Source organism: Rhizobium laguerreae (assembly GCF_019778565.1).
Classification (GTDB): Bacteria; Pseudomonadota; Alphaproteobacteria; order Rhizobiales; family Rhizobiaceae; genus Rhizobium; species Rhizobium laguerreae.
Map to the genome: position 1 here is coordinate 45004 of NZ_JAAXQT010000003.1, position 22571 is coordinate 67574.

Sequence of the window (22571 nt, forward strand, 5' to 3'; positions counted from 1 at the left end):
GCCTCTCGATATATCATTCGATTGTGAACCCAAGCGCTCACGCCGCGGAAGGTAAGGAATGCTGTTTAGGAGACGGAAGCCGCTCTCACCGGCTCAGCGGATCCGTGAAGTCTTTTGGCCATCCAAGGGGCTATTGCGGTCCATCCGATACATCGCCATTCGAGTTCTTCGCTTGAAGGCTACTCCTCACGCCATTGCGGCTGGCGTGGCAGCAGGGGTGGCCGTGTCCTGTACGCCGTTCCTCGGCTTTCACTTCATCTTGGCCTTTTGTCTAGCCTTCATCCTCAGAGGCAATATGATCGCGGCTGCGCTCGGGACGGCGTTTGGGAACCCTCTTACCTTTCCTCTGATCTTTGCTGCCGCTTACCGGATCGGCATTTTTCTTTTGGGTCGGGCGCCCGAGCGGGTGGGTGAAGCCAATCTGTTCACGCTGCTCCGGCACCTCGATTTTGAGCCACTTTGGCATCCAATTCTAAAGCCGATACTTGTCGGCGGCCTTCCGCTCGCCGCGCTATGCGGTGCAGTTTTCTATGTATTGACATGGCAAGGCGTTCGCCTGTTCCAGCAGCGAGGAAAGCGGCGGAGATCGTAAGATCCAAAAGAGCCGGCAGCGCGCGAAGACCAATTCTGGCAGATGGACTTGACGTCCGTGAGAAGCGTCGTCGCGTATTTGTAAACGACTACGACCGGCTGCTTTTCCTCCTGCTCGCCATCAGCGAGCAAGCCAGCTCAGACTTGTCTCTTACCGTTTCGCAGTTCTGCCATATATTTCAAGATATGAGAGTCCGGCGGACGATTGTGTGGCGTTTGGAGATTTGGCGGTGGATGCCGTCAATCCTTGCTTTGCTGCTGACGTTGCTCTCGGCCTTGGGCCTGGCGACGCCCGCATCCGAAGCGGAGCGTGTCGCTATAGTCCTGAAGATGAACGGGGCGATTGGCCCGGCGACGGCCGATTATGTAAGACGCGGCCTTCAACGGGCCAATGAACGCGGCGCCAGCCTGGTTGTCCTGCAGATCGACACGCCCGGCGGTCTCGACACGTCGATGCGCGACATCATTCGTGCGATCCTTGCCTCCCCGATACCGGTCGCGAGTTTCGTTGCACCCAGCGGAGCACGAGCCGCTAGCGCCGGCACCTATATTCTTTACGCAAGCCATATCGCGGCAATGGCACCGGGCACCAATCTGGGTGCGGCGACGCCGATCGCACTTGGCGGCCGACCATCCGATGATGACCGGAACGACAGCCCTGATACGACCGGCAAGCAGCGGCAAGTGCCGGGCGCTGCCGGCGAGGCGAAGGCGATCAACGATGCGGTGGCCTATATCCGCGGGCTTGCGGAACTGCGCAATCGTAACGCCGACTGGGCGGAGCGCGCCGTGCGCGAGGCCGCAAGCCTTTCCTCCGCCGCAGCTCTGCGTGAGAAGGTCATAGATTTCGTGGCGGCCGATATAAACGATCTCCTGGCACAGGCGCAGGGTCGGGTCGTGCAGGTCGGTCAAACGGATGTCCGGCTCGAAACATCGGGTCTCATCGTCCAGGAACTTGAACCGGACTGGCGAACCCGCCTGCTTTCGGTGATCACCAATCCGAACATCGCGCTGATCTTGATGATGGTCGGCATCTACGGCCTGATCTTCGAATTTCTGACGCCTGGGACGCTGGTGCCGGGAACCATCGGCGGCATCTGCCTGCTGCTTGGTCTTTATGCTTTGGCCTTGCTGCCGGTGAGTTTTGCGGGCCTCGGGCTGATCATTCTCGGCGTGGGTCTGACGGTGGCCGAGGCGCATTCGCCCTCCTTCGGCGCACTCGGCGTCGGCGGCGGCATCGCACTGATGCTCGGCGCTACCATCTTGTTCGACACGGACATACCCGGGCTTAAGGTTTCCTGGTCGGTGCTTGGCGCAATCGCCGTCGCCTGCCTCGCTCTTAGCCTTGTCATTGCCCGTCTCGCCTACATCTCGCGCCGGCACGATGTCGTCACCGGCGGCGAGCAGATGATCGGAATTTCAGGCAAGGTCGACAGTTGGACGGGCATCTCGGGCTACGTCATCGCCCATGGCGAGCGCTGGAAGGCCATTTCAACTGAGCCGCTTTCCGCCGGCGACGGCGTGAAAGTGACAGGCCGGGATGGGTTGACGCTCGAAGTGGTCCGCAGTTCGCAGGAGGCCTAACCGCCTTCAGGATGCAGGAGGAAAAGTCATGGGCATGTTTTCAGATCTCGCCTTCTATCTTGTGATTATCTTTGTTCTGCTCGTCGTCGTCGCATCTGCGATCAAGATCCTGCGGGAATACGAACGCGGCGTGGTTTTCACGCTTGGCCGTTTCACCGGCGTCAAGGGGCCTGGCTTGATCCTGCTCATCCCCTATGTCCAGCAGATGATGCGGGTCGACTTGCGCACGCGGGTGCTCGACGTGCCCGGCCAGGATGTCATTTCGCATGACAATGTTTCGGTCCGCGTCAGCGCGGTGATCTATTTCCGGGTTGTCGATCCCGAGAGGTCGACGATCCAGGTCGAGGACTTCATGATGGCGACGAGCCAGCTCGCCCAGACCACACTGCGCTCGGTGCTCGGCAAGCATGACCTCGACGAGATGCTGGCGGAACGCGACAAGCTCAACATCGACATTCAGGAAATCCTGGACGCCCAGACCGATGCCTGGGGCATCAAGGTCGCCAATGTGGAGATCAAACATGTCGACATCAACGAATCGATGATCCGCGCAATTGCCCGTCAGGCGGAAGCCGAGCGCGAGCGGCGTGCCAAGATCATCAATGCCGAAGGCGAGCAGCAGGCTGCAGCCAAACTGCTTGAAGCAGCCGAAATCCTCGCCAGGCAACCCGAGGCAATGCAACTTCGTTATTTGAGTACATTGAACGTCATCGCCGGCGAAAAGACCTCGACGATCATTTTTCCATTTCCGATGGAGTTCGGCAATTTGATGCCGCCCAAACCGGACCGATGACGACGCCTTGAATGCGCTGTTTTTGCCGATGGAGCGATGGTCCTGCGGTCAAGGTGTCAGCTAAGAAGTGCGTTTGAGATCTTCATCGGCAACGCCATAATGCCGGTGGCGGTGCCCTTGGCGCTGGAGCCGGACTGCGAACCGGCATCGGTGCCCGTCTGAGAACCGGATTGGGCCTGGCCGCCGCTCCTGGTGTCCTGCTGGGCTGCGGCGGGCAGTGTGGCAAGCGGCGACACGCTGAGTGACAGCGCTGCTACGAGCATGGTGAGATGCTTGCTTTTCATGATCAACCTCGGAGGTTTCGGGCACGCGATGCCGTCCCGCATTCTCATGCGTCGCATGCGTGCCCTAATCGTCGTAAGGGGCGGCTGAGCCGCCCGAGGTCACTGAATGACCTGGATGACCTTCCGGGAGGAAGGTTCGACGATCACACGCTGATCGTTGATGATCGCGTATGCATAGTTCGGATCATCGGGAATTGGCGTGACGACCACGGTCTCCGGCAGGGGCTGTCCGACGACCACTCTCTCCTTCACCACGACACGCTCGGTCGGGGCCGGAGCCTGCTGAACATAGGTCACCACCTTCGGCGGCGGCGGATCGATGACGCTACCTGCGACGCCGCCGACGATGCCGCCGACAGCAGCGCCGACCGGGCCGCCGACAATCGCGCCCGTTGCAGCACCGCCTGCGGCGCCCGTCACCGTGGACGACTGCGCAAAGGCAGAAGTCGACGCCATAAGGACGCCCACTGCGAACCCTACTAGTTTGATATTCATCTGTTTTCCTCCTTGGATGCGGTTGGTTCCGCTGAGGAGACAATCCGCAAGATGGAGGAAGTGTTCCAGGTGTGGGACTTCAGGCCGGGGCCGCTCCGACCTTGGTCCTAGAGCCTTTCCGGGTTAGATTGCAGCATTCTGCCGGAGCAGGTTTTCGTCAGGGCAAAGGCGATTGGCGACGGGCATACCCCCAGGCACGTCCGAGCCGATCGCCTTTGCCCTGACGTAAAGATGCCCGGCCCTTCGGGTTGGCTGAAACGGGCCGGCTGATCGACCGGCCGGCTTGGCCGTAGAACTGGGCTACGACACGCGCCGGCCGGTCGACCATCCGACTCCGTTTGAGCCAACAGAATGCTGCAATCTAATCCGGAAAGGCTCTAGCGTAAGATTCGCCTGGCTATTGCGTGGGAAAACGGCTGAGCATCCGGTCCTGGACGTTCTCCCAGCCGACGATCATCGCAGCAAGCGAGATGGCTTTGTCGCGGTCCACAGCCTTGGTTATAAAGCCTTCGAGCAGGACGACAGGGCCGAGCATCCTGATCTCGATGGCACTGCTGTCGATATCCGGATCGGCGGAAAGGGCTGCTTCGATTGTGGCGATCGTGGATGCCGAACTATGGCCTTGCGAGCAGCGCTCTTCGTGATTGTAGTTATCGGGGCCGAACTTCATTTTCTCCTCCTGTCCGCCCCTCCACGGACCTTCATATTGCCTCAGACCTAATATGAGCAGCGTGTCCTGACGTCGCCAGCCGGACTTAAGTCCGGCTTTCCCCCGGCACGATCCGGCTTAGATTCTCCTGATCCTTGCTGAAAGGACGTCAGGGAGGTTCAGCATGTTGCCCAACTCCAGTCAGAACCTCCCTGATGATTTACCGATCAATGCCAGCGGATGGAGCACGCGTCTTGCGAGGTAAATGGTTGGTGATGTGCCGCTCGCACCTTCACGGTAAATCTTGGGTTCGGTGTCGAGGATCGTGGCCTTTTTTCGCCATGTTATTTCCCTCGTCCGGCTCGGAAGAATGCCGTTGATCCGTGTGCCTGGTCTTTCATACGCTTCAACCGGCCATGCTCCTCAATCGTGGGCATAGAACAAGTCTCTTCGTGTCGCGTGGAGATCTCAATGATGTTGGTTTCGCCATGCCCTGACGTGCTGGGTGCTCCCCAAACGCCTCGCAGCCGCCATTGCATCCGCCGATATCGTGGCGCCTAGTCACACGAATTCAGGCGACCTGCTCTACCGCCAACTTTCCGGCTATCGGCTCGCGAACAGCGAGTGTCGAAAGAGATGTCTGTTTCCTTTCAAGAAAATTGCAGAACGGCCATGGCTGCCCCAAGGTACAATATCGCGACGGGCCGCCGTTTGGTAGGTTGCGCGCTGTGAGCCTCCTTTCGCAAACCGAGGGACCTCACGCTTGGGCGGTGCCGCTCCCAATTGAAGGGCGTCCGAAACTGAAATTGCTCCAGTTGTTTCGATTGAATTCAGAGTGAATACGCGACTGCGGCGCTCGTTGAATTTTGCTGCCGTGCGTTCGGATGGTTCGTCGTTCGGCCGGAATTCACAACGGAGGAGTCAAATGTATCGCAGGATCATCTACGGCATCGGAGCATTGGCTGCTTCGGCCGTTCTCTGGGGCGCGCTTGTCCCGGCGCAGGCACAAGAAGCGCAAAAACCCAACATCGTTGTCATCATGGGCGACGATATTGGCATGTGGAACATCGGTGCATATCACCGCGGCTTGATGGCCGGCCGTACGCCGAACCTCGACAAGATCGCCGCCGAGGGCATGCTGTTCTCCGACTATTACGCCGAGGCGAGTTGCACGGCGGGCCGGGCGAACTTCATCACGGGCGAGCTTCCGATCCGTACCGGCATGACCACCGTCGGGCAGGCAGGTGCCAAGACCGGCCTGCCGGCGGAAGCCGTGACGTTGGCGACCGCCCTCAAGGACATGGGTTATGCCACCGGCCAGTTCGGCAAGAACCATCTTGGCGACCTCAACGAGTTCCTGCCGACGGTTCACGGGTTCGACGAGTTCTTCGGATATCTCTATCACCTCGACGCAATGGAAGATCCCGCCCATCCCAACTATCCGCAGGACTTGCTGGACGAGGTCGGGCCGCGCAACATGGTCCATAGCTGGGCAACGACAACAGACGACGCGACCGTAGATGCGCGCTGGGGGAAGGTCGGCAAGCAGAGAATCGAAGACGCCGGCACGCTCTATCCGAAACGGATGGAAACGGTGGACGACGAGATCCGCGACCAAGCCTTGAAGTTCGTGGAGAAGGCCAAGGCGGAGAACAAGCCTTTCTTCCTGTGGCTCAATCCCACGCGCATGCACGTCATCACTCATCTTTCGCCCAAGTATGAGGCGCTGCGGACTGCGCAGAATGGCTGGTCGCTCCAGGAAGCCGGCATGGCTCAACTCGACGACGACGTCGGCTTGGTGATGCAGAAGCTCAAGGATTTAGGCGTCGACGACAATACCATCGTCCTGTTCACGACCGACAACGGCACGGAGACATTCACCTGGCCGGACGGCGGCAACACACCCTTTCGGGGGCAGAAGGGTACGATCTACGAGGGCGGCTTCCGCGTGCCGGCGCTTATTCGCTGGCCCGGCCAGATTCCTGCCGGAACTGTGGAGAATGGCCTGATCTCCGGACTGGACTGGCTGCCGACTTTCGTGGCCGCTGCCGGAAATCCGAACATCACGGACGAACTGTTGAAGGGAAAGCAGATCGGAGACCGGACCTATAAGAACCATCTCGACGGCTACAACCAGTTAGATCTGCTCACTGGCAAAGGCCCGTCGAAGCGCCACGAGATCTTCTATTTTGGCGAAAGCACGCTGGGCGCGGTGCGCATCGATGACTACAAGTATCGCTTTATCGAGCAGCCGAATGGCTGGCTCGGAGCCAAGGAGCATGTCGACGCGCCCTCAATCACGAACCTGCGCCTCGATCCCTTCGAACGCCTGGGCACGCCGGCAAACGGAACGCTGGACGGCGCACAGGGGTATTTCAACGAATGGTTCATGTTCCAATTCTGGCGCTTCGTGTTTGTCCAGCAGGAAGTCGGGAAGCTGGCGGAAACCGCCATCGAATTCCCGCCGATGCAGAAAGGAGCGAGCTTCAATCTCGACGCCGTCAAGGCGCAAATCGAGGCGGCTAGAGCCGCAATGGCGAAATAATCGAAGCTATGTTGCGGGCGGCTTGCAACGGCCGCCCTCTGGCCTCCACGAAACCACCGCTGGGATGCCGGCTCAAATGTCTGATTCTAGCGTCCGGCTGCGGAGACGGGGCTTGTGATTTATAGCCGCCGGAGCGAACTCCTTCGCAAGGGGTTCTAGCATTGAACTCAGCTCGGCATCCACCGCTGCCAGTCGCATCAGGTGACGTCGAAATTGCTCGGTCTCGTCCGGTCGTTCGACAGGGGAAGGGACAATTTGCTGGTCGAATTTCGACCTGTTCATTCGCGGTGGAGCTTGACCGTTCGCTGTTGTGGTCACGAGACGAAGACAGTGTTGTATCAGGCGCAGGGATTTATCGAGTACAAGTCGAACGATGAAACCTGGCTCGCTTCGTGCTATCGACCAAATGGTCACAAGTGACAGATATGTGTTCCTGGCTTGTCGAAATTCCCAAAATGCATATTTCTGGGTGGCGTTGGTTGCGCTTTTCGTTGCGTATTTTGGAAGCGGAGCATTTGCGGCCAGCGAACGCCTGACAACTTCCAGAGCGCCTCGGCCCATTTGCAGGTGATTGGACGACATGTTGCCGGGATACTGCCTGTATCCAACGAGCCGTTCAGGCACGACTTCGATATGATAGCGCGCAGCCAGCCTGAGCTCGAAATCGAGATCTTCGCAGCCGCCAATTCCTGCCGCTGCATATGAGCTGTCAAACCCGCCAATCTCGAGCGCGACATCCCGACGGACAAGAAGGGCGCTTCCATTGCCGACATATTTGAAAGTCAGATGCCGGGCGAAGATATATCCTCTCGCGACATCGGGCCGGCAGGAGCGAAGGATCTCGTCGTGACTATTGATGATGTAATGCAGCACATAAACCGCAGCCCACTGTGGGGATAAGCACTTGAGCGCATTCACCTGCTTTTCGATTTTTGTCTGGTGCCAGAGATCGTCCGCGTCAAGAAATGCGACGAACCAACCTGCTGCTTCCTGGATGCCGGTGTTCCTTGCTGCGGCAACGCCGCGGTTTGGCGTGGACAGCAAGCGAATCCGGGAATCTTCCAGCGCCACTTGCTCGACCACCTTTGCGGTATCATCGGTAGAGCCGTCGTTGATGACTATGATCTCCAAGTTCCGGTAGGTCTGGCGACCGGCAGATCGAAGAGTGCGTTCAATATAGCGGAAAGCATTGAACGCCGGGATGACCACCGAAACCAACGGCTCGCTGAAATGACGAACGTCCCTCCGATCCTTGTCTGAAGAGGAAAGCATTCCAGATCCCTCATTCGGCCAACAATAAATCTTTTCGTTATAATGATGGGCGATCAGTCCCGCTTTATTCTAACTTCGGGCGACCCGAAATGGACTTTCGTCCGATGCAGCCGCCCTTCAGAAGTTCGGTCAAAAACGTACACTCGCTCGAGCGGCGCCCCCGCAGAGCGTGGAGAGGCGCCACCCTTCAACAGCCAGCGGCCATCACTGGACCAACGCAACGCCGTCGGGCTGGGTCGGGCCAAAGTAGACGGCCGTGGAGCCGTCCGCCGCAGCCTCGGCTGCCGGCGAGGGGAAGCTCTGGCTGCCGGCGCGCGGATGGCCTTGTGGCGTGTCGAGCATCGAGCGGGTCATGTTGTGGTAGAGCGTAAACGACCAGAAGTTCGTTTCCGGGATGTCTTTCGGCAACGTCACCTTGTAGGTCTTGGTGCCGTCAAAGTAATTCTTGTCGGCATCCGTGAAGGCAAACAAATACTGCGACCCGATGCCGGTCAGGCGCATAGCCATGCCGGGCATGATGCCGGTGATACCATAAAAGAAATTGGTGCGCGCATCACTTACGGTGCGAGCGGGGTGCCTCGCCGCGCCTGCGGCCTAGCTTCGTAGTCAAATTATTCCTCAGCGTCTGAATAGTTTTTATACTGCAGCTTCTGGAGCGGCGCATCCAGTCTTAGGATGAGCCCTGTCGGCGCATAATCAAGTGCGACCTCTCCGAAGGCGGACAGGCTGGAGCTGACAAGGCGTGTGCCGAACCCCTTCTTGCTCGGAGCTTCCACAGTCGGGCCTCCAGCCTCCTGCCAAGTGAAGTTCAGGCGTTGGTCGCCCGCCTCATCGCGTACGGACCATTCGATTTCGACCGTCCCGGTATCTACTGACAGCGCACCATACTTGCTGGCGTTGGTGACGAGTTCGTGCAGCACCAGGGAGAAGCAAAGGGCCGCCTGCGGACCCAATTCAACCGCAGGACCGCTCGCCTTGAAACGTCCTGACGTCTCAAGCCCGAGATTGATCGCGGTCGCCTCGACGATTGTCGTCATGCTCGTGCCCAGCCAGTTCTGCTGAAGCAGAATGTCGTGCGCCTTTGAATAAGCATTGATGCGTGCCGTGATCGAATGCTCCGCATCCTCCAGAGAGCTGGCGTTTCGGAAGGATTGGCTGGTGATGGCCTGAACGACGGCCAGCGTGTTTTTCATGCGGTGAGAGAGTTCGTGCATCAGGATGCGCTGTCGTTCCTCATTCTCTCTCTGCTCGGTACGATCTCTCAGGATCTTCACGAAACCTTCGACTTCGCCATCGTCCGACGTCAATGCCATCATCTGGCCCGACGCCCAGAACAACGAGGCGTCCTTGCGAACGTGCCAGCGCTCATCATTGCCATGACCTTCAGTCAAAGCGGCAGTCATTTCCCGCTGGAGAATCCCGGCCTGCCTGTCTTCCTCGGTGAAGATGATCGCCGCGGGCTGGCCGACAATCTCATCCGCATCCCATCCGAGAATCCGGCGCGCGCCCTCATTCCACGTGGTCACCAGGCCATCGAGATCCATGGAGATGATCGCATACTCGATCGCGCTTTGGAGGATCGCTTCGAGAAAGCGCTCCCGGGAGCGGCTGGAATTGGAAAACAGTTTCATGATCATATGCTGCGTCTGATCCCTTCAGGGCCTGCAAGGCTGAAAGGCCTCCTCCTGATTTATACCGGACGGCGTGGCGTTGGCAAAGGCCGCAGCCGTGACACGTTGTCCGGCAAGTCTCGGGAGTAGCGATCGCTTGAGCCATGCAACTGTCTCGGAAACAAAGACACACCAGCTACGTTATCAGCCGACGACTTTGTGAGCGTACAAGCATGACAGCCCATACCAAAGAAAAACTCCACGGGGATTTGCCCTCCGCATCTTCAAAAGCAGCTTCTGCCGATCGGAAAGAGTTGGCAGCGATCGCATTTGAACGCACCAGGATGCCGATGGTCGTTACGGACGCGCGTAAACCCGATCTGCCGATCGTGCTCGCAAACAAGGCATTCCTTGAACTGACAGGTTACGAGGCCCAGGAGATACTGGGCCGCAACTGTCGTTTCCTCCAAGGTCCTGCTACGTCTCCGATCGCCGTTGCCGAAATTCGTGCCGCTATCGCCGAAGAGCGCGAGATCACCGTCGAGATCCTCAATTACAAGAGCAGCGGAGAGCAGTTCTGGAACCGCTTGCATCTCAGTCCCATCCATGGTGATGACGGAAGGATCCTGTATTTCTTCGGGTCGCAAATCGACATGACGGAGTACCGGCGGATCGAGGCACTGGAAGCCTCCGAACATCGCCTGCTCATGGAGGTCGACCACCGATCCAAGAATGTCCTGGCGATCGTCGACAGCATCGTCCGCCTGAGCAACGCCGAAGACCCCGCGCTTTACGCCGCCGCCATCCAACACCGCGTGCAGGCGCTCGCCCGCGCGCATAGCTTGCTTGCTGCACGAAGATGGACAAGCATTTCTCTTGAGGAACTCATTCGCCAGCAGGTGGCGCCATTCGCGGCCACCCGCGCCTTTTTTAGCGGGCCGGATCTCAAAATGCCTGCGCCGGTCGTCCAGCCTCTTGCGCTCGTGCTCCATGAGCTCGCTGTCAACGCAGCCCATCACGGTGCGCTTGCGACTGCGCAAGGCAGGCTTTCGATCAGTTGGAAGCCCGGACCCTCAGGGGCCGGCTTTAACATCCGCTGGCAGGAGGTAGGCGCCCCCACTCCACCCAAATTGGCCAAGCGGGGTTTTGGTACGGTGATCGTCGGCGCAATGGTTGAAAAGCAGCTTCAAGGACGTCTCGAGAAAACCTGGTCGGAGGAAGGGCTGCTTATCGACATTGAAGTTCCAGCTGCCAGCTCGACCTCCGCATAACGGCACCTTGGCACAGGAAAAGTAATGTCAGGAACCCGCCATCGAGATCGAACGCTTAGCGTCCGCTAGCGAAGGACTCCGAACGATGCGGTACCTTGCCTCAACAAGATTATAAATTCCGAAAGCCGCCAATCCCACGGCGACGGCGACGTACAGAAAGGATCCCAGCGGAAGGTGGCGGAGCCATTCCAAGGCGTCGCCCATGCTGCCGGCTTGTCCAGGATCCACCCTGAAACCCGCATAGGCGAAAAGGACCCCGGTAATCGCGAACACGACGCCGCGGGCGACAAGACCGTAGATGCATACCAATGCCACAATACCCTTTTGATCAGATATCCGAAGGTGGCGTTCGAACTTCCTGGTGATGCCCTTGGCGGCCGTCACGAAGCCGCCGATGACGAAGCCAGCTCCGACGGCGATCGCAAGATAGGAGCCGAAGGGCTGCGACATGATCCATCCTGCCAGATCCTTCTCACCGGAACTTCCGCTGCTGCCGCCCATGAAAAGAGCGTTGCCGAGTGCATATCCGGCAAGCCCGAGATAGGTGATGGCGCTGCCGAAGAGTGCGAATCGGATCGCCAATCCTCTTGCCTTGCCACCATGGCCGTCGCTATCGGCTAGAGACTGCGCCAACCTCCAGGCGACAAAACCGAGAAGGCCGAGCCCGATCAATCCGACCCAAACGCGACCGAGCGGCTGCCCGAGCAGTGCCGAAACCGCGGATTTCGTCTCCGGCCGGCCACCCGCCAGGCCGGAGAAGAGAGCAAGCCCGGCCACAAGAAAAAAGACAACGCCGCGCGCGGCATAACCGCCTTTGGCGAGCAGATCGAATCGAAATCCCTTGGTCATCAGCGGTCCTCGTGTTCTGGGCGCGCGATGTTAACGCGCCAACCCGCTGAAAGTTTTCCTGAGAAGCCGCGATGCATTCTTCGGCCTGACCGGCGCGTCTTCCAAAAGGACCCGTCCCTTGAACCGCCGATAGCGGCTGGCGCTCGAAATCGAGGGCAACCAGGCAAGTGCCACTTGGAGTTTGCGGCAAGAAAGCGCGCAAAGCTCAGGTCGCGTTCATTTTAGCTCGCCGCGCGTTGGCCTTTCGGCGGGTCGAGGCAAGCAGAGCGTCAAGCCGGACCGGCTGGAGTTCACACGCATCGACGCCGACATCGAACTGACGGGGGACCGGCTTCAGCCTACCGTGGGAGTGTCCGTGTAGATTGACCGAGCCCTTGCCCATCTTATTCCAGGTTCTAAACGCGTAGTGGCACAGCACCAGATGGTAGCCGTCCAAGGTCAACTCCTTGTAATGCTGGACGCTGCTCCAGCCCGATGCACCGGTCGTCGCCTCTGAATCGTTGTTGCCGACAATGAGATGTTTCCTGCCGTGCAGGCGGTCGAGGAGCGTGTCGCAATCGCCCGCCCGCGATGACATGAAGTCGCCCAAATGCCAAACCTCGTCGTCGATCCCGACGATCAGGTTCCAGTTCCTGATGAGGGCGACATCGTGGGTCGCCATATCAGGGAATGGTCGCCGATCGATGCGAAGAACGCGAGAGTCGCCGAAATGGGTGTCGCTGGTGAAGAAGATCATGCTGTTCACTTATGATCGAGTCCGTCTTCGACCTTCTTGCGGCTGTTGCCGACCTCCTTGACGATGGAACCACTCGCCGGTGCGAGGTAGGAAATACCCACTTCGTTCCTTCGAACAGCGGCCGCTCTGGGCATTCGGATCGAATGATCACGTTTGTACGCCCAGACGTCCGGCGTTCCCCGGTCCACCATCATATCAATGCGCCAGCAACGAGCGGCCATGTCAGCGCCCCTCCAGGGTCTTTTGGGCGAACGTCAGATCCGACGCAACGGGCTGAAGTGGGACGGCTACCGCCTACAGGGATGGCATCATGCTCCGCGCGGTCCGGCTGTCAAACTCTCGGCGAAGTTTGTTTCTCGGCGGAACCGGCTGGTTGCGCTTTGCTCGCGCCGCAGATCAAAAAAGGAGCCCCGCCGAAACGGGGCAATCTGGAAAGGACGGATCGTACAGGAAGGAAGGGATGGCGGACGGCCCCGGGATTGGGGCCACCTGTACGATCCTTTTGGCCAAACAACGATTGATCGAAAAGGTTCCTGTGCGTTTCCGCACCAATGCTTGGATTAATCTGTACTTGCTCGACGATTGTTGAGTTCAGAAAAGAAAAACCCCGCTGGAGCGGGATCAGGAAAGGGGGTGTTTTCTGGGCTGGCGAATTAATTGCGCCGCAAAAACTATTTCGAACACAAATCATAGGTTTTCAATAAAACAATAATCCATGAACTAACGTTTCCCCAGATATCTGCTGACAACTATCAAATTATCGAGCGACTTCGCTTTTTCGGCAAGGAGGGTTGTAGCTAATTACAAGAGATGACTTGTGGTTCGTATATGTCGGATAGAAACTGTGCTTGACAGAGATGGGAGAAATCGGCCAATGCATAGAACTATACTGATTGGACTATCTGTGATGTTTCTCGGAACGCAAGCTATTGCTGCTACCGCGATGATAGGAAAGGAGCTTCAGGCTCTGCTTTCAGACGGCAAAGTGATTGCGCTGGGCGGCCCAAAAGAGGGCTACAGTGGGGAGCTTTCTGTACTCAAGGACGGCACCGCACATGGTCAGGTTAAACTCGATTCCGGAGATGTAATCTCAATTGACGGCGTGTGGCACATTTCTGGCAACACGTTCTGCCGTACCTGGAAGGGGGGGAGGGACGCGGGCAAGGCGGTGTGTGATACCTGGAATAATACAGGCCCGAAGTCTGTTAGCGTGTTGAACGGAAAAGAGAATATTGGCAGAAATTCTTGGAAATAGCCTCGAGGCCGTGATCGATTTGCAAGCCGGGCGCGGGCGCTGCAAGCATCGGTGAAGCAGGTGAGCTTTCGTCCTCTTCCAATTGAAGGATCTGCAACATCGATCAAGAGGACCGTCGACCAGTTAAGCCGGGGCGGCCGCCCGGCTTAACAGGAGACAGCGGTTTTCGGGGTGAAAACCAGCCGAGCGACCGGCTCTCAAACCCGCTTAGGGTTCGGCGGTTCCGCTTCTCACCCGAAAGGACTACACCTTCACGAAGCACGAAGCGTCGGCCCTGGACGTCGTCGATCGCCGATACCGGGATGTCGTCATCGACCGAAAGATGGAGGAAGTGTTCCAGACGTCGGACGTCACGCCGGGGCCATAGCTACTTCAGGGAAGCCGGATATGAACAGACCTAAAACAATCTCGCTCTAGCAGGTCGCGCTGCAGATCGGGTTGACCGAGGACGATCCATGACTTGGCCAGCTTGGCAACGTGCTATCCCGAGGCCTCGACAAGCTGGTCAGGGACGGCCGCGTCCGGTATCCAAGCACCACCGACGGACCGCCCCGTCTCTGCGAGCGCGCTGCCTGATCATTCCTGTCCGGACTGACTCCGTTTTCCCAGAGACGAGTGGGCGGCTGTTAGCTTGCTCATGGCATGGCCATACTCCCCCGCCTCTGGACGTGGCCTCAGCGTCCTATCACTCCGGCAATCCCGTTCCCAACAGGCCCTGTCTGAACTTCTCAGTCTGTTCGGCGGTTTCAACCACGATCCCTCGCGCCAAAAACTCTCCGATCGTCAGATCTGGATGATTTTCGCGAACGCTTTTGGCAAGTGCGGCAGCCTCGCGGGAGCGGCCCGCCATCGACAAGCAGGCGATCATTCGGGTGCTCGTATACTTTCCGGGGTTCGGTAGCTGCTTTAGCGCCGCTAGGGCTTGCTCGTAGTCGCCCTTAAAATAGAGAAGATTACCCAAAACCGCGTGATACCAGTGAGGCGGGTAGGGGTTGAGTCGCATCCCTTCTTCGACCAAGGGAAGCGCTTCCTCTACACGGTTTCGTCTTGCCAGAAGTCCGCCGAGCTGGACCAATGCATGGGCGTCACTGGAATTGAGCTTATATGCCAAGCGGAATTCTCTCTCGGAGTTGTCAAAATCCTTCAAGTAAAGGTGAGCGAGCCCGAGTACACGATGGGCGCCAGCCTCTCCCTCGTCCAACTTTACGGCATGACGAGCGAGGGCGATCCCGTCGCGAAGTACAGCCTCCGGCGCGTTGGCATAGCCGCCGACCGCTATCCTCGCCAACGCAAGATGAGCGTGTGCCAGTGCAAAGCCTCCGTCGCCGGCAACCGCTGCTTCGAACATCTCCACCGCCTTGACGTTGTCATCCGGCTCGTAACCTCTGAGATGCACGAGCCCTCGCAGATAATATTCGTAAGCAGCGAGGCTGGCCGGCGGCCGCCGGAGGGACTCTCGATAATCACAGCTTTCAATTTGGCCCACGAGATTTGCGACAATCATTTTCACGATCTCGTCCTGGATGCCGAAAATATCTGCCGCTTGCCGCTGATATTTCTCAGACCAGACCAACCGCTCCGTGTCGGCTTGGATCATCCGCACCGTGATCCGAACCTCGTCTCCCGACCGACGCATGTTGCCTGTCACGAGATAGTTGGCAGCGAGCTTGCGCCCAACTTCCTTTAAACCCTCCGAGCGATCACGGAACGCAAACGCTGAGGACACCGCAATCACCGACAGGCTCCTGAATCTTGCCAGACCGGAGATGATGTCCTCAGTAAAGCCGTCGACGAGGAACTCGTTCGCTGCTTCATCTGCGCTTTGAAAGGGAAGGACGGCGACGACAGTTCGAATTGACTGCACTATCGTGGGAGTGCGAGGCCAATGCCATGCACGCACCGGCCTGGAAATGTTTTTCAGATGTAGCAGTCCTCCATCTACAAACAGCCGCTGCAATTCCTCTGGAAGGATGTCGTGCGTTGTTTCTGAGATGCAGATGCCATCCGGTAACGCGTATTGTTCGAGGCGCGCCGCAACATTCACGCCGTCGCCGAACACATCGTCCTGAGTGATCATGACCTCGGCGTAGTTTATACCAATTCGAATTCGAAGAGCCTCGGTGCCACTGGCACCTACAGCCTCGCTTGCCAGCAGATGCTGTACCTGTAACGCCGTCGAGATGGCGACGGCCGGGCTATCGAAGATCGAAAGTAGGCCGTCACCCATAACTTTGATTGTCCGACCGCCACTCTTGAGGATTCGAGGCTTGAGGATCTCTTCTTGCAAGCGGCTAAGGCTTGCCAGTGTTCCTTCTTCGTCGGCTTCCATCATGCGCGAATAACCGACAACGTCCGTCGTCAGGATTGCCATCAGTCGTCTGGTAGTGGGCGAAGAGGACATCTGTGACAAAACCCGAGTAAACGGCAAGTGCTTCGAATGGAATGTACAGTCTTACGGCACTGATGTCATGCACACGGAGGTGATCTCCGCGACGGCTGCCCTCTCTGAAACGTGATTACATCTGATAACGCGTCATCAGTCGCCCTTGAGCTGCAATCCGATGGCTCGATCCCACATTGATCCCGGATACCAACTCGTGTATATCTTCTGAGGTACGTACATCATACCCATGGCTTGCGGGCGGAGACGAGCTTTGCGAGGTCTGAATTCCAGACCTGCAGTTCGGCCATGCGATGAGAGGGATTTCGGGAGGGGATCATGACGGACTTAAAACTCAATCCAGATTTTGCCATCGCCGATGAGCAGTCGCTTCGGGCGCTGTTCGAGCCGACCCATGCTCTGGCAATCGTGAAGTGTCAGAATTCGCTTGGCGAGCACGCGCAGGAATTCATTCGGCGCTCGCCATTCTTCTGCATCGGCACGCAAAGTTCGGAGGGAAAGGCTGACGTCAGTCCTCGCGGCGACCCTCCGGGGTTCGTCAAGGTTCTTGACGAGCGCACCCTGGCGATCCCGGATCGACCCGGCAACAATCGTCTTGATACGTTAAGCAACATCATCGCCAACCCGAATGTCGGGCTCTTGTTTCTTATCCCCGGTTTCGACGACACATTGCGCGTCAACGGGCGGGCAAGTCTGACCAATGATCCTCAACTGCTGACGAGCATGAGCGTTGCCGATCGTCTCCCGAAACTCGCGATCATCGTCAACGTCAGCGAAGTCTTCATGCATTGCGCCAAGGCGTTCAGACGGTCCCGCCTGTGGAGCCCGGATCATTTCCAGGACCGCACGGAGATGCCCTCGCTGATAAAGATCATTCTGGATGAGACGACAGGGGCACCGCGGGACGGGGATGAAATGCGCAAGATGGACGAAGACCTGGAACAAGCCTACCGAAGGACACTTTACTAGCTGCCCGGCGCCGGCCGAAGCGGGCGATGGCACGCTCCAAACAGGCTGGCGACTCATTGCGGATGGGCGCCATGTCTCCGCTGCCTCAACTCGCCTGAACTTCGGAACGGCGCTACCCGCCCCATTCCGACGCATTGTGCCTTTCGCAGAAGTCTCAGATCGCGGTCTGCATGAGATAAGGAGATTTTTCGACGGGAACACGCGCGACGATCTTCATCACCAGCGAGGGAGCGACATCAGGAACAGAGCTCACTCGTCCGTCTTTGTAGAGCACCCGCAAGAGGCAGGTCTCGCTGTCATATTCAAGTTCGGCGATCGTCTTTGAATGGACCAGAAATTGCATCTTCAGCTGCCTCCTGCACTGCAGCATGACCACATGAAAACGACCGACCGCGGCCCCATCCTAAAGGGACAATGCTTGATCGGCGCGAAAACTCTTTGCCACTTCGGCGCCGGCGCTGTCCGAAACGCGATCCAGAAGACCATGTGTCCCGCCAAATCGTGCCGGCGAAGTCGTGAAGAAATCTAGTAAAATCCACCCTCGAAATCCCGTGAAATCAGCGTGACACACGCCCCGCGACTACATGTGACACGGGACCACCAGAATAAGATGTAGCGTTGAGCGAACCATCCGGCCGATTGCTCTCAATCGCAAGAACGCGCTCTTTGCGGGCCACGATGCCGGGGCTGAGAACTGGGCAACCATCTCCTCGCTGATCGAGACATGCAAACTCAATGCCGTCGAGCCGTTTGCCTACCTGAGCGCCACGCTCACCGCTATCGTCACCGGCCACAAACAGAGCCGGATCGATGAGCTTCTGCCTTGGAACCATCCGACAATGAACCTCAGTGGCCGCCAATAACGCTCAGCCGTTCCTTCTCAAAATGTCGTCCAAGACCTTCTCATCGAGGACGTCTTCGTTTCCGACAAAGCGGGATATCTCAATGTGATCGTCGTCAAAATACGGAGATCGCTATGCGCTCTCCGACGACCGTGGCCGTGATATCAATCGTGTCCGGCCGCCACATCCGATCACGGCGAAATTTCACTGAGGAGAGGAAAGGACGCGATCACGTTCAGCGACTTGACGGGTCTGGACCGGCCAAAGAGTGTAGTCGCCGCCGAGTTCGCGATTGGCATGTAGCGGCCAGTTGGGATCGTTGAGCGCGCCCCGCGCTAAAGCTATAAAATCTGTATCGCCGTTCTCAATGAACGCTTCGGCTTCAAAGGCATCGCCCAATAGTCCGACTGCGATAGTCGGGATACCGGCGCCTTGTTTTACCGCCTTAGCGAAGGGGACTTGATAGGCTGGAGCGGACCTAATGCGGCCCTGAGCAAAGCCGCCGCTAGAGCAATCGATAGCATCAACACCACGTGCCTTCAGTTCCGCGGCCAGCGCAACGCTGTCGTCCACCCGCCAGCCGTCGGCATTGTTGTCACTGACTGAGAGGCGAACGATGAGCGGTTTTTCGGCTGGCCACACGCTGCGGACGGCTTCGGTGACTTCCAGAACCAGCCGCGTTCGATTTAGTCGGCTACCGCCATATTCATCAGTTCGATGGTTGGCGAGCGGCGACAGAAATTGATTGAGCAGGTAACCGTGGGCGGCATGGATTTCAACCGTGTCAAAGCCTGCCTGGTTGGCTCGCGTAGCAGCAGCCGCGAATCCGTCGACCACACGGCGGATGCCGTCTCTGTCGAGGGCTTTGGGGACCTGATAGTCAGCGTTGGTTGGGTCGTTCGATTGAGCGCTCGGACCTACGGGAATCCAGTGCTCGAAGCCAACGGCGCGGCGCTGCTCTTCTGTTGCGGGCTGATCTGCCTTATCCCGCCAAACCGGCGTCGAGGCTTTGCGGCCTGCATGGCCAATTTGAATGCCCACGGCGGCACCCTGGCCGTGCAGGAAATTCACGATCCGGGCAAGCGGGGCAATGTGCTCGTCCTTCCATAGACCGAGGTCGGCGTACGAAATGCGCCCTTCGGGCAGGACCCCTGTGGCCTCAACCAGAACCAAGCCGAAGCCTCCCATTCCGAAGCGCCCTAGATGTACATAGTGCCATTCATTGGCAAAGCCATCCTGAGCCGAATACTGGCACATCGGGGAAACGACTGTGCGGTTGCGCAGCGTGACACCACGCAGGGTGATCGGTGAAAAGAGCTTGGACATGAGGGCCGCCAGATACAATTGGAAGGAAAATACGCGGCTAGATGCGCATCACTAAGCTGCCTTGGCAACCCCCGATACGCAGATGCAGCTCGCCCGGCCAAGTCACGTTGGCACGCTATTAGTTGGCGACCGTCGCCATCGACTAACGTCCGCTGTTGGCGCATTCTTGCCACCAATGTTGTAGCGGCATTTTTCGGAATGGCTAGCCGAGCTTGGTCAATGTACGCGGAAAACACCGCTTACGCCGCAACGAGGCCGAACGCCGTTGCAACGCATTGTCGGCTGAAAGTGAGTATCAGAGCACGGTCTCGACCGCTTGACTCCGGCACGCGACCCTATGATCGTCTGCCGATGATCGTTCCGCGCATTCACACTCGCCTCTCGCTCGCCAGGGATCTCGACAGTCTCGGCATTCGCGCCGGCGACATGGTGATGGTCCACGCCGCGATGAAGCGGGTGGGGCGGCTGCTCAACGGGCCTGATGTACTGATCGAAGCGCTTCGCGATGCCGTGGGGGCTGCCGGCACCATCGTCGCCTATACCGACTGGAACGGTGCCTATGATGCCTTGCTGGATGAGAATGGCCGCGTCCCGCCGGAATGGCGCGCCCATATCGCGCCGTTCGATCCGGCTGTTTCCCGCGCTGCCCGCGATAATGGCGTGCTCGCCGAATTCATTCGAACGACACCGGGGGCAAGACGCAGCGGCAATCCGGGCGCCTCGGTCGCGGCGATCGGTGTCTGCGCGGATTGGCTCACCGCCGATCACCCGCTCGATTACGGCTATGGAGAGACATCGCCGCTCGGCAGGCTGGTGGCGGCAGGCGGCAAGGTTCTGATGGCCGGAGCCCCGCTCGACACCATGACCCTGCTCCACCATGCAGAACACCTGGCGCGAATTCCGAACAAGCGCCTGCGCCGCTACGAGGCGCCCTTTGCCACATCGGCCGGCGTGGTGTGGCGCATGCTGGAAGAGTTCGACACAAGCGACCCGGTCGTGCATGGCCTCGACGATGATTATTTCGGCGCGATCGTGCGGGCGTTTCTGGCCAGCGGGCAGGGTGCGCAGGGCCTGGTGGGAGACGCCCAATCGGTGCTGGTCGACGCGGCCGCGATCTGCAGCTTCGCTGTCGCGTGGCTGGAGCATCATGTTCGGCTTGAAGGCTGAGCGGCTAAGCCGCGCGTCAGACGTGCTTGAGGAAATTCGCCTGCCTTGCAATCCAGCCGACAGTCTCGCTTCCCCATTCCTGGGCCCGGCTTGCATACTCGCCGATCAGCCGGATGTGGCGGACGATCACAAAGCGATGGGCGGCTTCGACGTCGTCAGCCGTTCAAAGCACGTCGTTCTGACACTGACATAAATGAGTGCGAGCGACACGCCCAAACCATCATCAGCGAAAATTGGCTCAGCCCGTCGACACGACACCCAAGCTGAGGACCCACATTTCGCGATAGCAGAAGTCGGGATCGGAAATCAGACGCTCTGGCTCTTCGCCGATCGCCTTCCATTGGCGATGGTCCGCTTCCGTCAAGTCGCACGTTTGGGCAAGTCCGGATAAAAATTCGAGATTGTTGCGAATATATTCACGCTCCACGGGCCTGAGGGGCTGACGGCGCTCCGCGAGCGTGGTGATAGCGAAGACGTTCTCAAGGCCGGCTGCTCGAAACCACGCCGTTACGCGCGTTCCCCTCATCGCGCCGGACATCTGCACGTCATCAGACAGCGCGTCGAGCAGACGCCACGTCAGTTTAGGATCCTGGGGCTGATACTGCCAGACCGAGATATCAACCTCCTTGACCGCAACAAGTCCGCCGGGTTTTACGACACGACGGAACTCACCGATTGCTTGAGTCAGCTCTTCGTCATTCAGATACTGGACGACGTTCGCGCTCCAGACTGCGTCGAACGTGCCGGTCTCATACGGCAGCGCAGTGATGTCTCCGATCCGCGTGCTTATCGGACAGGCAAACGGTTGGTTTGCGATCGAGGCTTCGATTGCCTCGACATTTTCCCGCGCCAAATCAAAGGCCTCAATATGTCCCTCGCTGCCCAGCAATTCCGCCATCAAGGGCAGGAAGACCCCATTGCCAGCACCTGCGTCAAGCACTGACCATCCGGGTCGAATACCGGCGGCGCGAAGAGTGGCATCGTACTCGTCCTTTAATGCCAGGTAGTGAACGTCAAGATGTCCGCCAGCGCTGAGCTTATGCCCAGTCGATGTAATCTGTTCGGAATTTGATGCGGTGCTCATTTTGTCTGCCCCGTCCTGGTTCCGAACGACGGCGTTCATAGGCATGGACTTATGGCACAGCTTCGTCAGCCTTGCGCCCTAGCCATGATACAAAATCCGGCTCGCAGCTCTCATCGCCTTAGAGACGCAGCGAAAAGATACCGCTTTTCGCAGACTGTCAACAGCCATCCAACCGACAGTCTCGCTTCCCCATTCCTGTGCCCTGCGTATTCGCCCATCAGCCAGATGTGGCGGACGATCACAAAGCGATGGGCTGCTTCGATGTCATCAGGCGTTCAGGGATTGATCCAGCGGGAGGAGGTCAGCGCGCCCGGATGGTCGTAGGCGAATATAGCTCTTCGGTTGTTGGCGTGACGCAGCTGGAACCAGTCCAGCGTCTCCGCCCGGAAGATCAGCACCCCGAAAAAGGCCTGTCCATCGGCGTCTGCGGCCTTACCCTCGCTTGCCGGCGGCTCGCCGATGTCGTCGCCCGGCGGCCCGCCCATGTAGGTGCTGCGCGTCGATCGCGGCAGCAGGCTCCAGGCCTCGGCCCCGCATTCGCTTGCCGGCCCATTGAGTTCGGCCGATCCCTGCAGGCGAAGCTGCACTTTCGGCTGCGGGCCAAAGCCGAGGAGGGTGACCCGACGATCGGCCGATATTTCCTGCCATTTCGGACTTCTGACATCCGTATGGATTTCCAGCAGGCGTCGCGTCACATCCACGCGCCTCAGCACCACCATGCGGGCTTGCGGCCGGCCGTAGGCGTCGACCGAACAGAGGTTCAGGTAGCGGAAGGCCGACTGCGGATCGGTGGCCGCCCCTTCCAGCTCGGCCCAGGCCGATGCATCCACATCGGCGAGGGTCACTGT

General features: G+C 58.6%; 20 protein-coding genes and 5 pseudogenes. 9 read left to right on the top strand and 16 right to left on the bottom strand.

From position 1 onward, the window contains the following. Positions 1-58 precede the first annotated feature (58 nt). The 3 genes from HFO71_RS10660 to HFO71_RS10670 all read left to right on the top strand — a co-directional run bounded on the left by HFO71_RS10660 (position 59) and on the right by HFO71_RS10670 (position 2968). Entirely contained in the window at positions 59-592 is a 534-nt protein-coding gene (locus tag HFO71_RS10660) for a DUF2062 domain-containing protein (protein ID WP_168335656.1), read from the top strand. 233 nt (positions 593-825) lie between these two features. Continuing rightward, positions 826-2175, top strand: a complete 1350-nt coding sequence (locus HFO71_RS10665; RefSeq protein WP_168255329.1) for an NfeD family protein — start codon at positions 826-828, stop codon at positions 2173-2175. A gap of 28 nt (positions 2176-2203) precedes the next feature. After that, positions 2204-2968, top strand: a complete 765-nt coding sequence (locus HFO71_RS10670; RefSeq protein ID WP_077975750.1) for a slipin family protein — start codon at positions 2204-2206, stop codon at positions 2966-2968. A 104-nt stretch (positions 2969-3072) separates the two neighbouring features. Here HFO71_RS10670 and HFO71_RS10675 read toward each other — a convergent pair. The 3 genes and pseudogenes from HFO71_RS10675 to HFO71_RS10685 form a co-directional block, all read right to left on the bottom strand. Continuing rightward, positions 3073-3252: pseudogene (locus HFO71_RS10675) on the bottom strand (DUF1236 domain-containing protein); the annotation flags it as partial. 99 nt (positions 3253-3351) lie between these two features. Beyond that, positions 3352-3747: a DUF1236 domain-containing protein gene (locus HFO71_RS10680; RefSeq protein WP_077975751.1), complete on the bottom strand. Its 396-nt coding sequence runs from the start codon at positions 3745-3747 to the stop codon at positions 3352-3354. A gap of 397 nt (positions 3748-4144) precedes the next feature. Further along, entirely contained in the window at positions 4145-4417 is a 273-nt protein-coding gene (locus HFO71_RS10685; RefSeq protein WP_017959395.1) for a BON domain-containing protein, read from the bottom strand. 904 nt (positions 4418-5321) lie between these two features. On the opposite strand from HFO71_RS10685, the gene HFO71_RS10690 reads away from it, so the two are divergent. Next, positions 5322-6941, top strand: a complete 1620-nt coding sequence (locus HFO71_RS10690; protein WP_168335654.1) for an arylsulfatase — start codon at positions 5322-5324, stop codon at positions 6939-6941. Positions 6942-7013: 72 nt separating this feature from the next. Here HFO71_RS10690 and HFO71_RS10695 read toward each other — a convergent pair whose 3' ends face one another. The 3 genes and pseudogenes from HFO71_RS10695 to HFO71_RS10705 form a co-directional block, all read right to left on the bottom strand. Further along, complete coding sequence (locus tag HFO71_RS10695; protein ID WP_077975753.1) at positions 7014-8213, bottom strand: glycosyltransferase family 2 protein; 1200 nt, start codon at positions 8211-8213, stop codon at positions 7014-7016. Positions 8214-8432: 219 nt separating this feature from the next. Continuing rightward, a pseudogene (locus tag HFO71_RS10700) lies at positions 8433-8783 on the bottom strand (DUF1214 domain-containing protein); the annotation flags it as partial. Positions 8784-8824: 41 nt separating this feature from the next. After that, the gene (locus HFO71_RS10705) at positions 8825-9850 is read right to left on the bottom strand and encodes a sensor histidine kinase (protein WP_131666419.1); all 1026 of its coding nucleotides are present in this window, start codon (positions 9848-9850) and stop codon (positions 8825-8827) included. A 206-nt stretch (positions 9851-10056) separates the two neighbouring features. Between HFO71_RS10705 and lov the strand changes: the two genes are divergently transcribed. After that, positions 10057-11094 (top strand): blue-light-activated histidine kinase, encoded by a 1038-nt coding sequence (lov, locus tag HFO71_RS10710; protein ID WP_168255324.1) that lies wholly within the window; start codon positions 10057-10059, stop codon positions 11092-11094. Positions 11095-11121: 27 nt separating this feature from the next. Here lov and HFO71_RS10715 read toward each other — a convergent pair whose 3' ends face one another. From HFO71_RS10715 to HFO71_RS10725, 3 genes are all read right to left on the bottom strand, one after another. Next, positions 11122-11943 (bottom strand): DUF1206 domain-containing protein, encoded by an 822-nt coding sequence (locus HFO71_RS10715; RefSeq protein ID WP_221988055.1) that lies wholly within the window; start codon positions 11941-11943, stop codon positions 11122-11124. A 205-nt stretch (positions 11944-12148) separates the two neighbouring features. After that, a complete protein-coding gene (locus tag HFO71_RS10720) occupies positions 12149-12679 on the bottom strand; it encodes a metallophosphoesterase family protein (RefSeq protein WP_131666452.1) in 531 nt (176 codons plus the stop codon). 5 nt (positions 12680-12684) lie between these two features. Then, complete coding sequence (locus HFO71_RS10725; protein WP_131666416.1) at positions 12685-12900, bottom strand: hypothetical protein; 216 nt, start codon at positions 12898-12900, stop codon at positions 12685-12687. A 653-nt stretch (positions 12901-13553) separates the two neighbouring features. On the opposite strand from HFO71_RS10725, the gene HFO71_RS10730 reads away from it, so the two are divergent. After that, positions 13554-13934 (top strand): hypothetical protein, encoded by a 381-nt coding sequence (locus HFO71_RS10730; RefSeq protein WP_131641574.1) that lies wholly within the window; start codon positions 13554-13556, stop codon positions 13932-13934. 685 nt (positions 13935-14619) lie between these two features. On the opposite strand, the gene HFO71_RS10735 is transcribed toward HFO71_RS10730, so the two are convergent. Next, complete coding sequence (locus HFO71_RS10735; protein WP_245006916.1) at positions 14620-16305, bottom strand: adenylate/guanylate cyclase domain-containing protein; 1686 nt, start codon at positions 16303-16305, stop codon at positions 14620-14622. Between the two features lie 348 nt (positions 16306-16653). On the opposite strand from HFO71_RS10735, the gene HFO71_RS10740 reads away from it, so the two are divergent. Continuing rightward, positions 16654-17304: a pyridoxamine 5'-phosphate oxidase family protein gene (locus tag HFO71_RS10740; RefSeq protein WP_131641573.1), complete on the top strand. Its 651-nt coding sequence runs from the start codon at positions 16654-16656 to the stop codon at positions 17302-17304. 154 nt (positions 17305-17458) lie between these two features. Here HFO71_RS10740 and HFO71_RS10745 read toward each other — a convergent pair whose 3' ends face one another. Continuing rightward, on the bottom strand, positions 17459-17647 hold the full coding sequence (locus HFO71_RS10745) for a hypothetical protein (protein WP_077975759.1): 189 nt from the start codon (positions 17645-17647) through the stop codon (positions 17459-17461). A 271-nt stretch (positions 17648-17918) separates the two neighbouring features. Between HFO71_RS10745 and HFO71_RS10750 the strand changes: the two are divergent. Then, positions 17919-18167: pseudogene (locus HFO71_RS10750) on the top strand (transposase domain-containing protein); the annotation flags it as partial. A gap of 183 nt (positions 18168-18350) precedes the next feature. Here HFO71_RS10750 and HFO71_RS10755 read toward each other — a convergent pair. Then, complete coding sequence (locus HFO71_RS10755; RefSeq protein ID WP_131641572.1) at positions 18351-19472, bottom strand: NADH:flavin oxidoreductase/NADH oxidase; 1122 nt, start codon at positions 19470-19472, stop codon at positions 18351-18353. Positions 19473-19823: 351 nt separating this feature from the next. On the opposite strand from HFO71_RS10755, the gene aac(3) reads away from it, so the two are divergent. Then, on the top strand, positions 19824-20639 hold the full coding sequence (gene aac(3), locus HFO71_RS10760) for an aminoglycoside 3-N-acetyltransferase (RefSeq protein ID WP_132610349.1): 816 nt from the start codon (positions 19824-19826) through the stop codon (positions 20637-20639). A gap of 16 nt (positions 20640-20655) precedes the next feature. Here aac(3) and HFO71_RS35795 read toward each other — a convergent pair. The 4 genes and pseudogenes from HFO71_RS35795 to HFO71_RS10770 all read right to left on the bottom strand — a co-directional run. Continuing rightward, positions 20656-20802, bottom strand: a pseudogene (locus HFO71_RS35795) (kinase); the annotation flags it as partial. A 75-nt stretch (positions 20803-20877) separates the two neighbouring features. Continuing rightward, entirely contained in the window at positions 20878-21723 is an 846-nt protein-coding gene (locus HFO71_RS10765; protein WP_168335649.1) for a class I SAM-dependent methyltransferase, read from the bottom strand. 78 nt (positions 21724-21801) lie between these two features. Continuing rightward, a pseudogene (locus HFO71_RS36425) lies at positions 21802-21998 on the bottom strand (hypothetical protein); the annotation flags it as partial. Next, positions 21999-22568 (bottom strand): pyridoxamine 5'-phosphate oxidase family protein, encoded by a 570-nt coding sequence (locus HFO71_RS10770; RefSeq protein ID WP_168335648.1) that lies wholly within the window; start codon positions 22566-22568, stop codon positions 21999-22001. It abuts the pseudogene before it with no gap. Between the last annotated feature and the right edge of the window lie 3 nt (positions 22569-22571).

Bases quoted from the DNA above. Each gene is read 5' to 3' on its own strand.
- HFO71_RS10660 (WP_168335656.1), top strand. From the start codon at position 59: ATGCTGTTTAGGAGACGGAAGCCGCTCTCACCGGCTCAGCGGATCCGT.
- HFO71_RS10665 (WP_168255329.1), top strand. From the start codon at position 826: ATGCCGTCAATCCTTGCTTTGCTGCTGACGTTGCTCTCGGCCTTGGGC.
- HFO71_RS10670 (WP_077975750.1), top strand. From the start codon at position 2,204: ATGGGCATGTTTTCAGATCTCGCCTTCTATCTTGTGATTATCTTTGTT.
- HFO71_RS10680 (WP_077975751.1), bottom strand. From the start codon at position 3,747: ATGAATATCAAACTAGTAGGGTTCGCAGTGGGCGTCCTTATGGCGTCG.
- HFO71_RS10685 (WP_017959395.1), bottom strand. From the start codon at position 4,417: ATGAAGTTCGGCCCCGATAACTACAATCACGAAGAGCGCTGCTCGCAA.
- HFO71_RS10690 (WP_168335654.1), top strand. From the start codon at position 5,322: ATGTATCGCAGGATCATCTACGGCATCGGAGCATTGGCTGCTTCGGCC.
- HFO71_RS10695 (WP_077975753.1), bottom strand. From the start codon at position 8,213: ATGCTTTCCTCTTCAGACAAGGATCGGAGGGACGTTCGTCATTTCAGC.
- HFO71_RS10705 (WP_131666419.1), bottom strand. From the start codon at position 9,850: ATGATCATGAAACTGTTTTCCAATTCCAGCCGCTCCCGGGAGCGCTTT.
- lov (WP_168255324.1), top strand. From the start codon at position 10,057: ATGACAGCCCATACCAAAGAAAAACTCCACGGGGATTTGCCCTCCGCA.
- HFO71_RS10715 (WP_221988055.1), bottom strand. From the start codon at position 11,943: ATGACCAAGGGATTTCGATTCGATCTGCTCGCCAAAGGCGGTTATGCC.
- HFO71_RS10720 (WP_131666452.1), bottom strand. From the start codon at position 12,679: ATGATCTTCTTCACCAGCGACACCCATTTCGGCGACTCTCGCGTTCTT.
- HFO71_RS10725 (WP_131666416.1), bottom strand. From the start codon at position 12,900: ATGGCCGCTCGTTGCTGGCGCATTGATATGATGGTGGACCGGGGAACG.
- HFO71_RS10730 (WP_131641574.1), top strand. From the start codon at position 13,554: ATGCATAGAACTATACTGATTGGACTATCTGTGATGTTTCTCGGAACG.
- HFO71_RS10735 (WP_245006916.1), bottom strand. From the start codon at position 16,305: ATGGCAATCCTGACGACGGACGTTGTCGGTTATTCGCGCATGATGGAA.
- HFO71_RS10740 (WP_131641573.1), top strand. From the start codon at position 16,654: ATGACGGACTTAAAACTCAATCCAGATTTTGCCATCGCCGATGAGCAG.
- HFO71_RS10745 (WP_077975759.1), bottom strand. From the start codon at position 17,647: ATGCAATTTCTGGTCCATTCAAAGACGATCGCCGAACTTGAATATGAC.
- HFO71_RS10755 (WP_131641572.1), bottom strand. From the start codon at position 19,472: ATGTCCAAGCTCTTTTCACCGATCACCCTGCGTGGTGTCACGCTGCGC.
- HFO71_RS10765 (WP_168335649.1), bottom strand. From the start codon at position 21,723: ATGAGCACCGCATCAAATTCCGAACAGATTACATCGACTGGGCATAAG.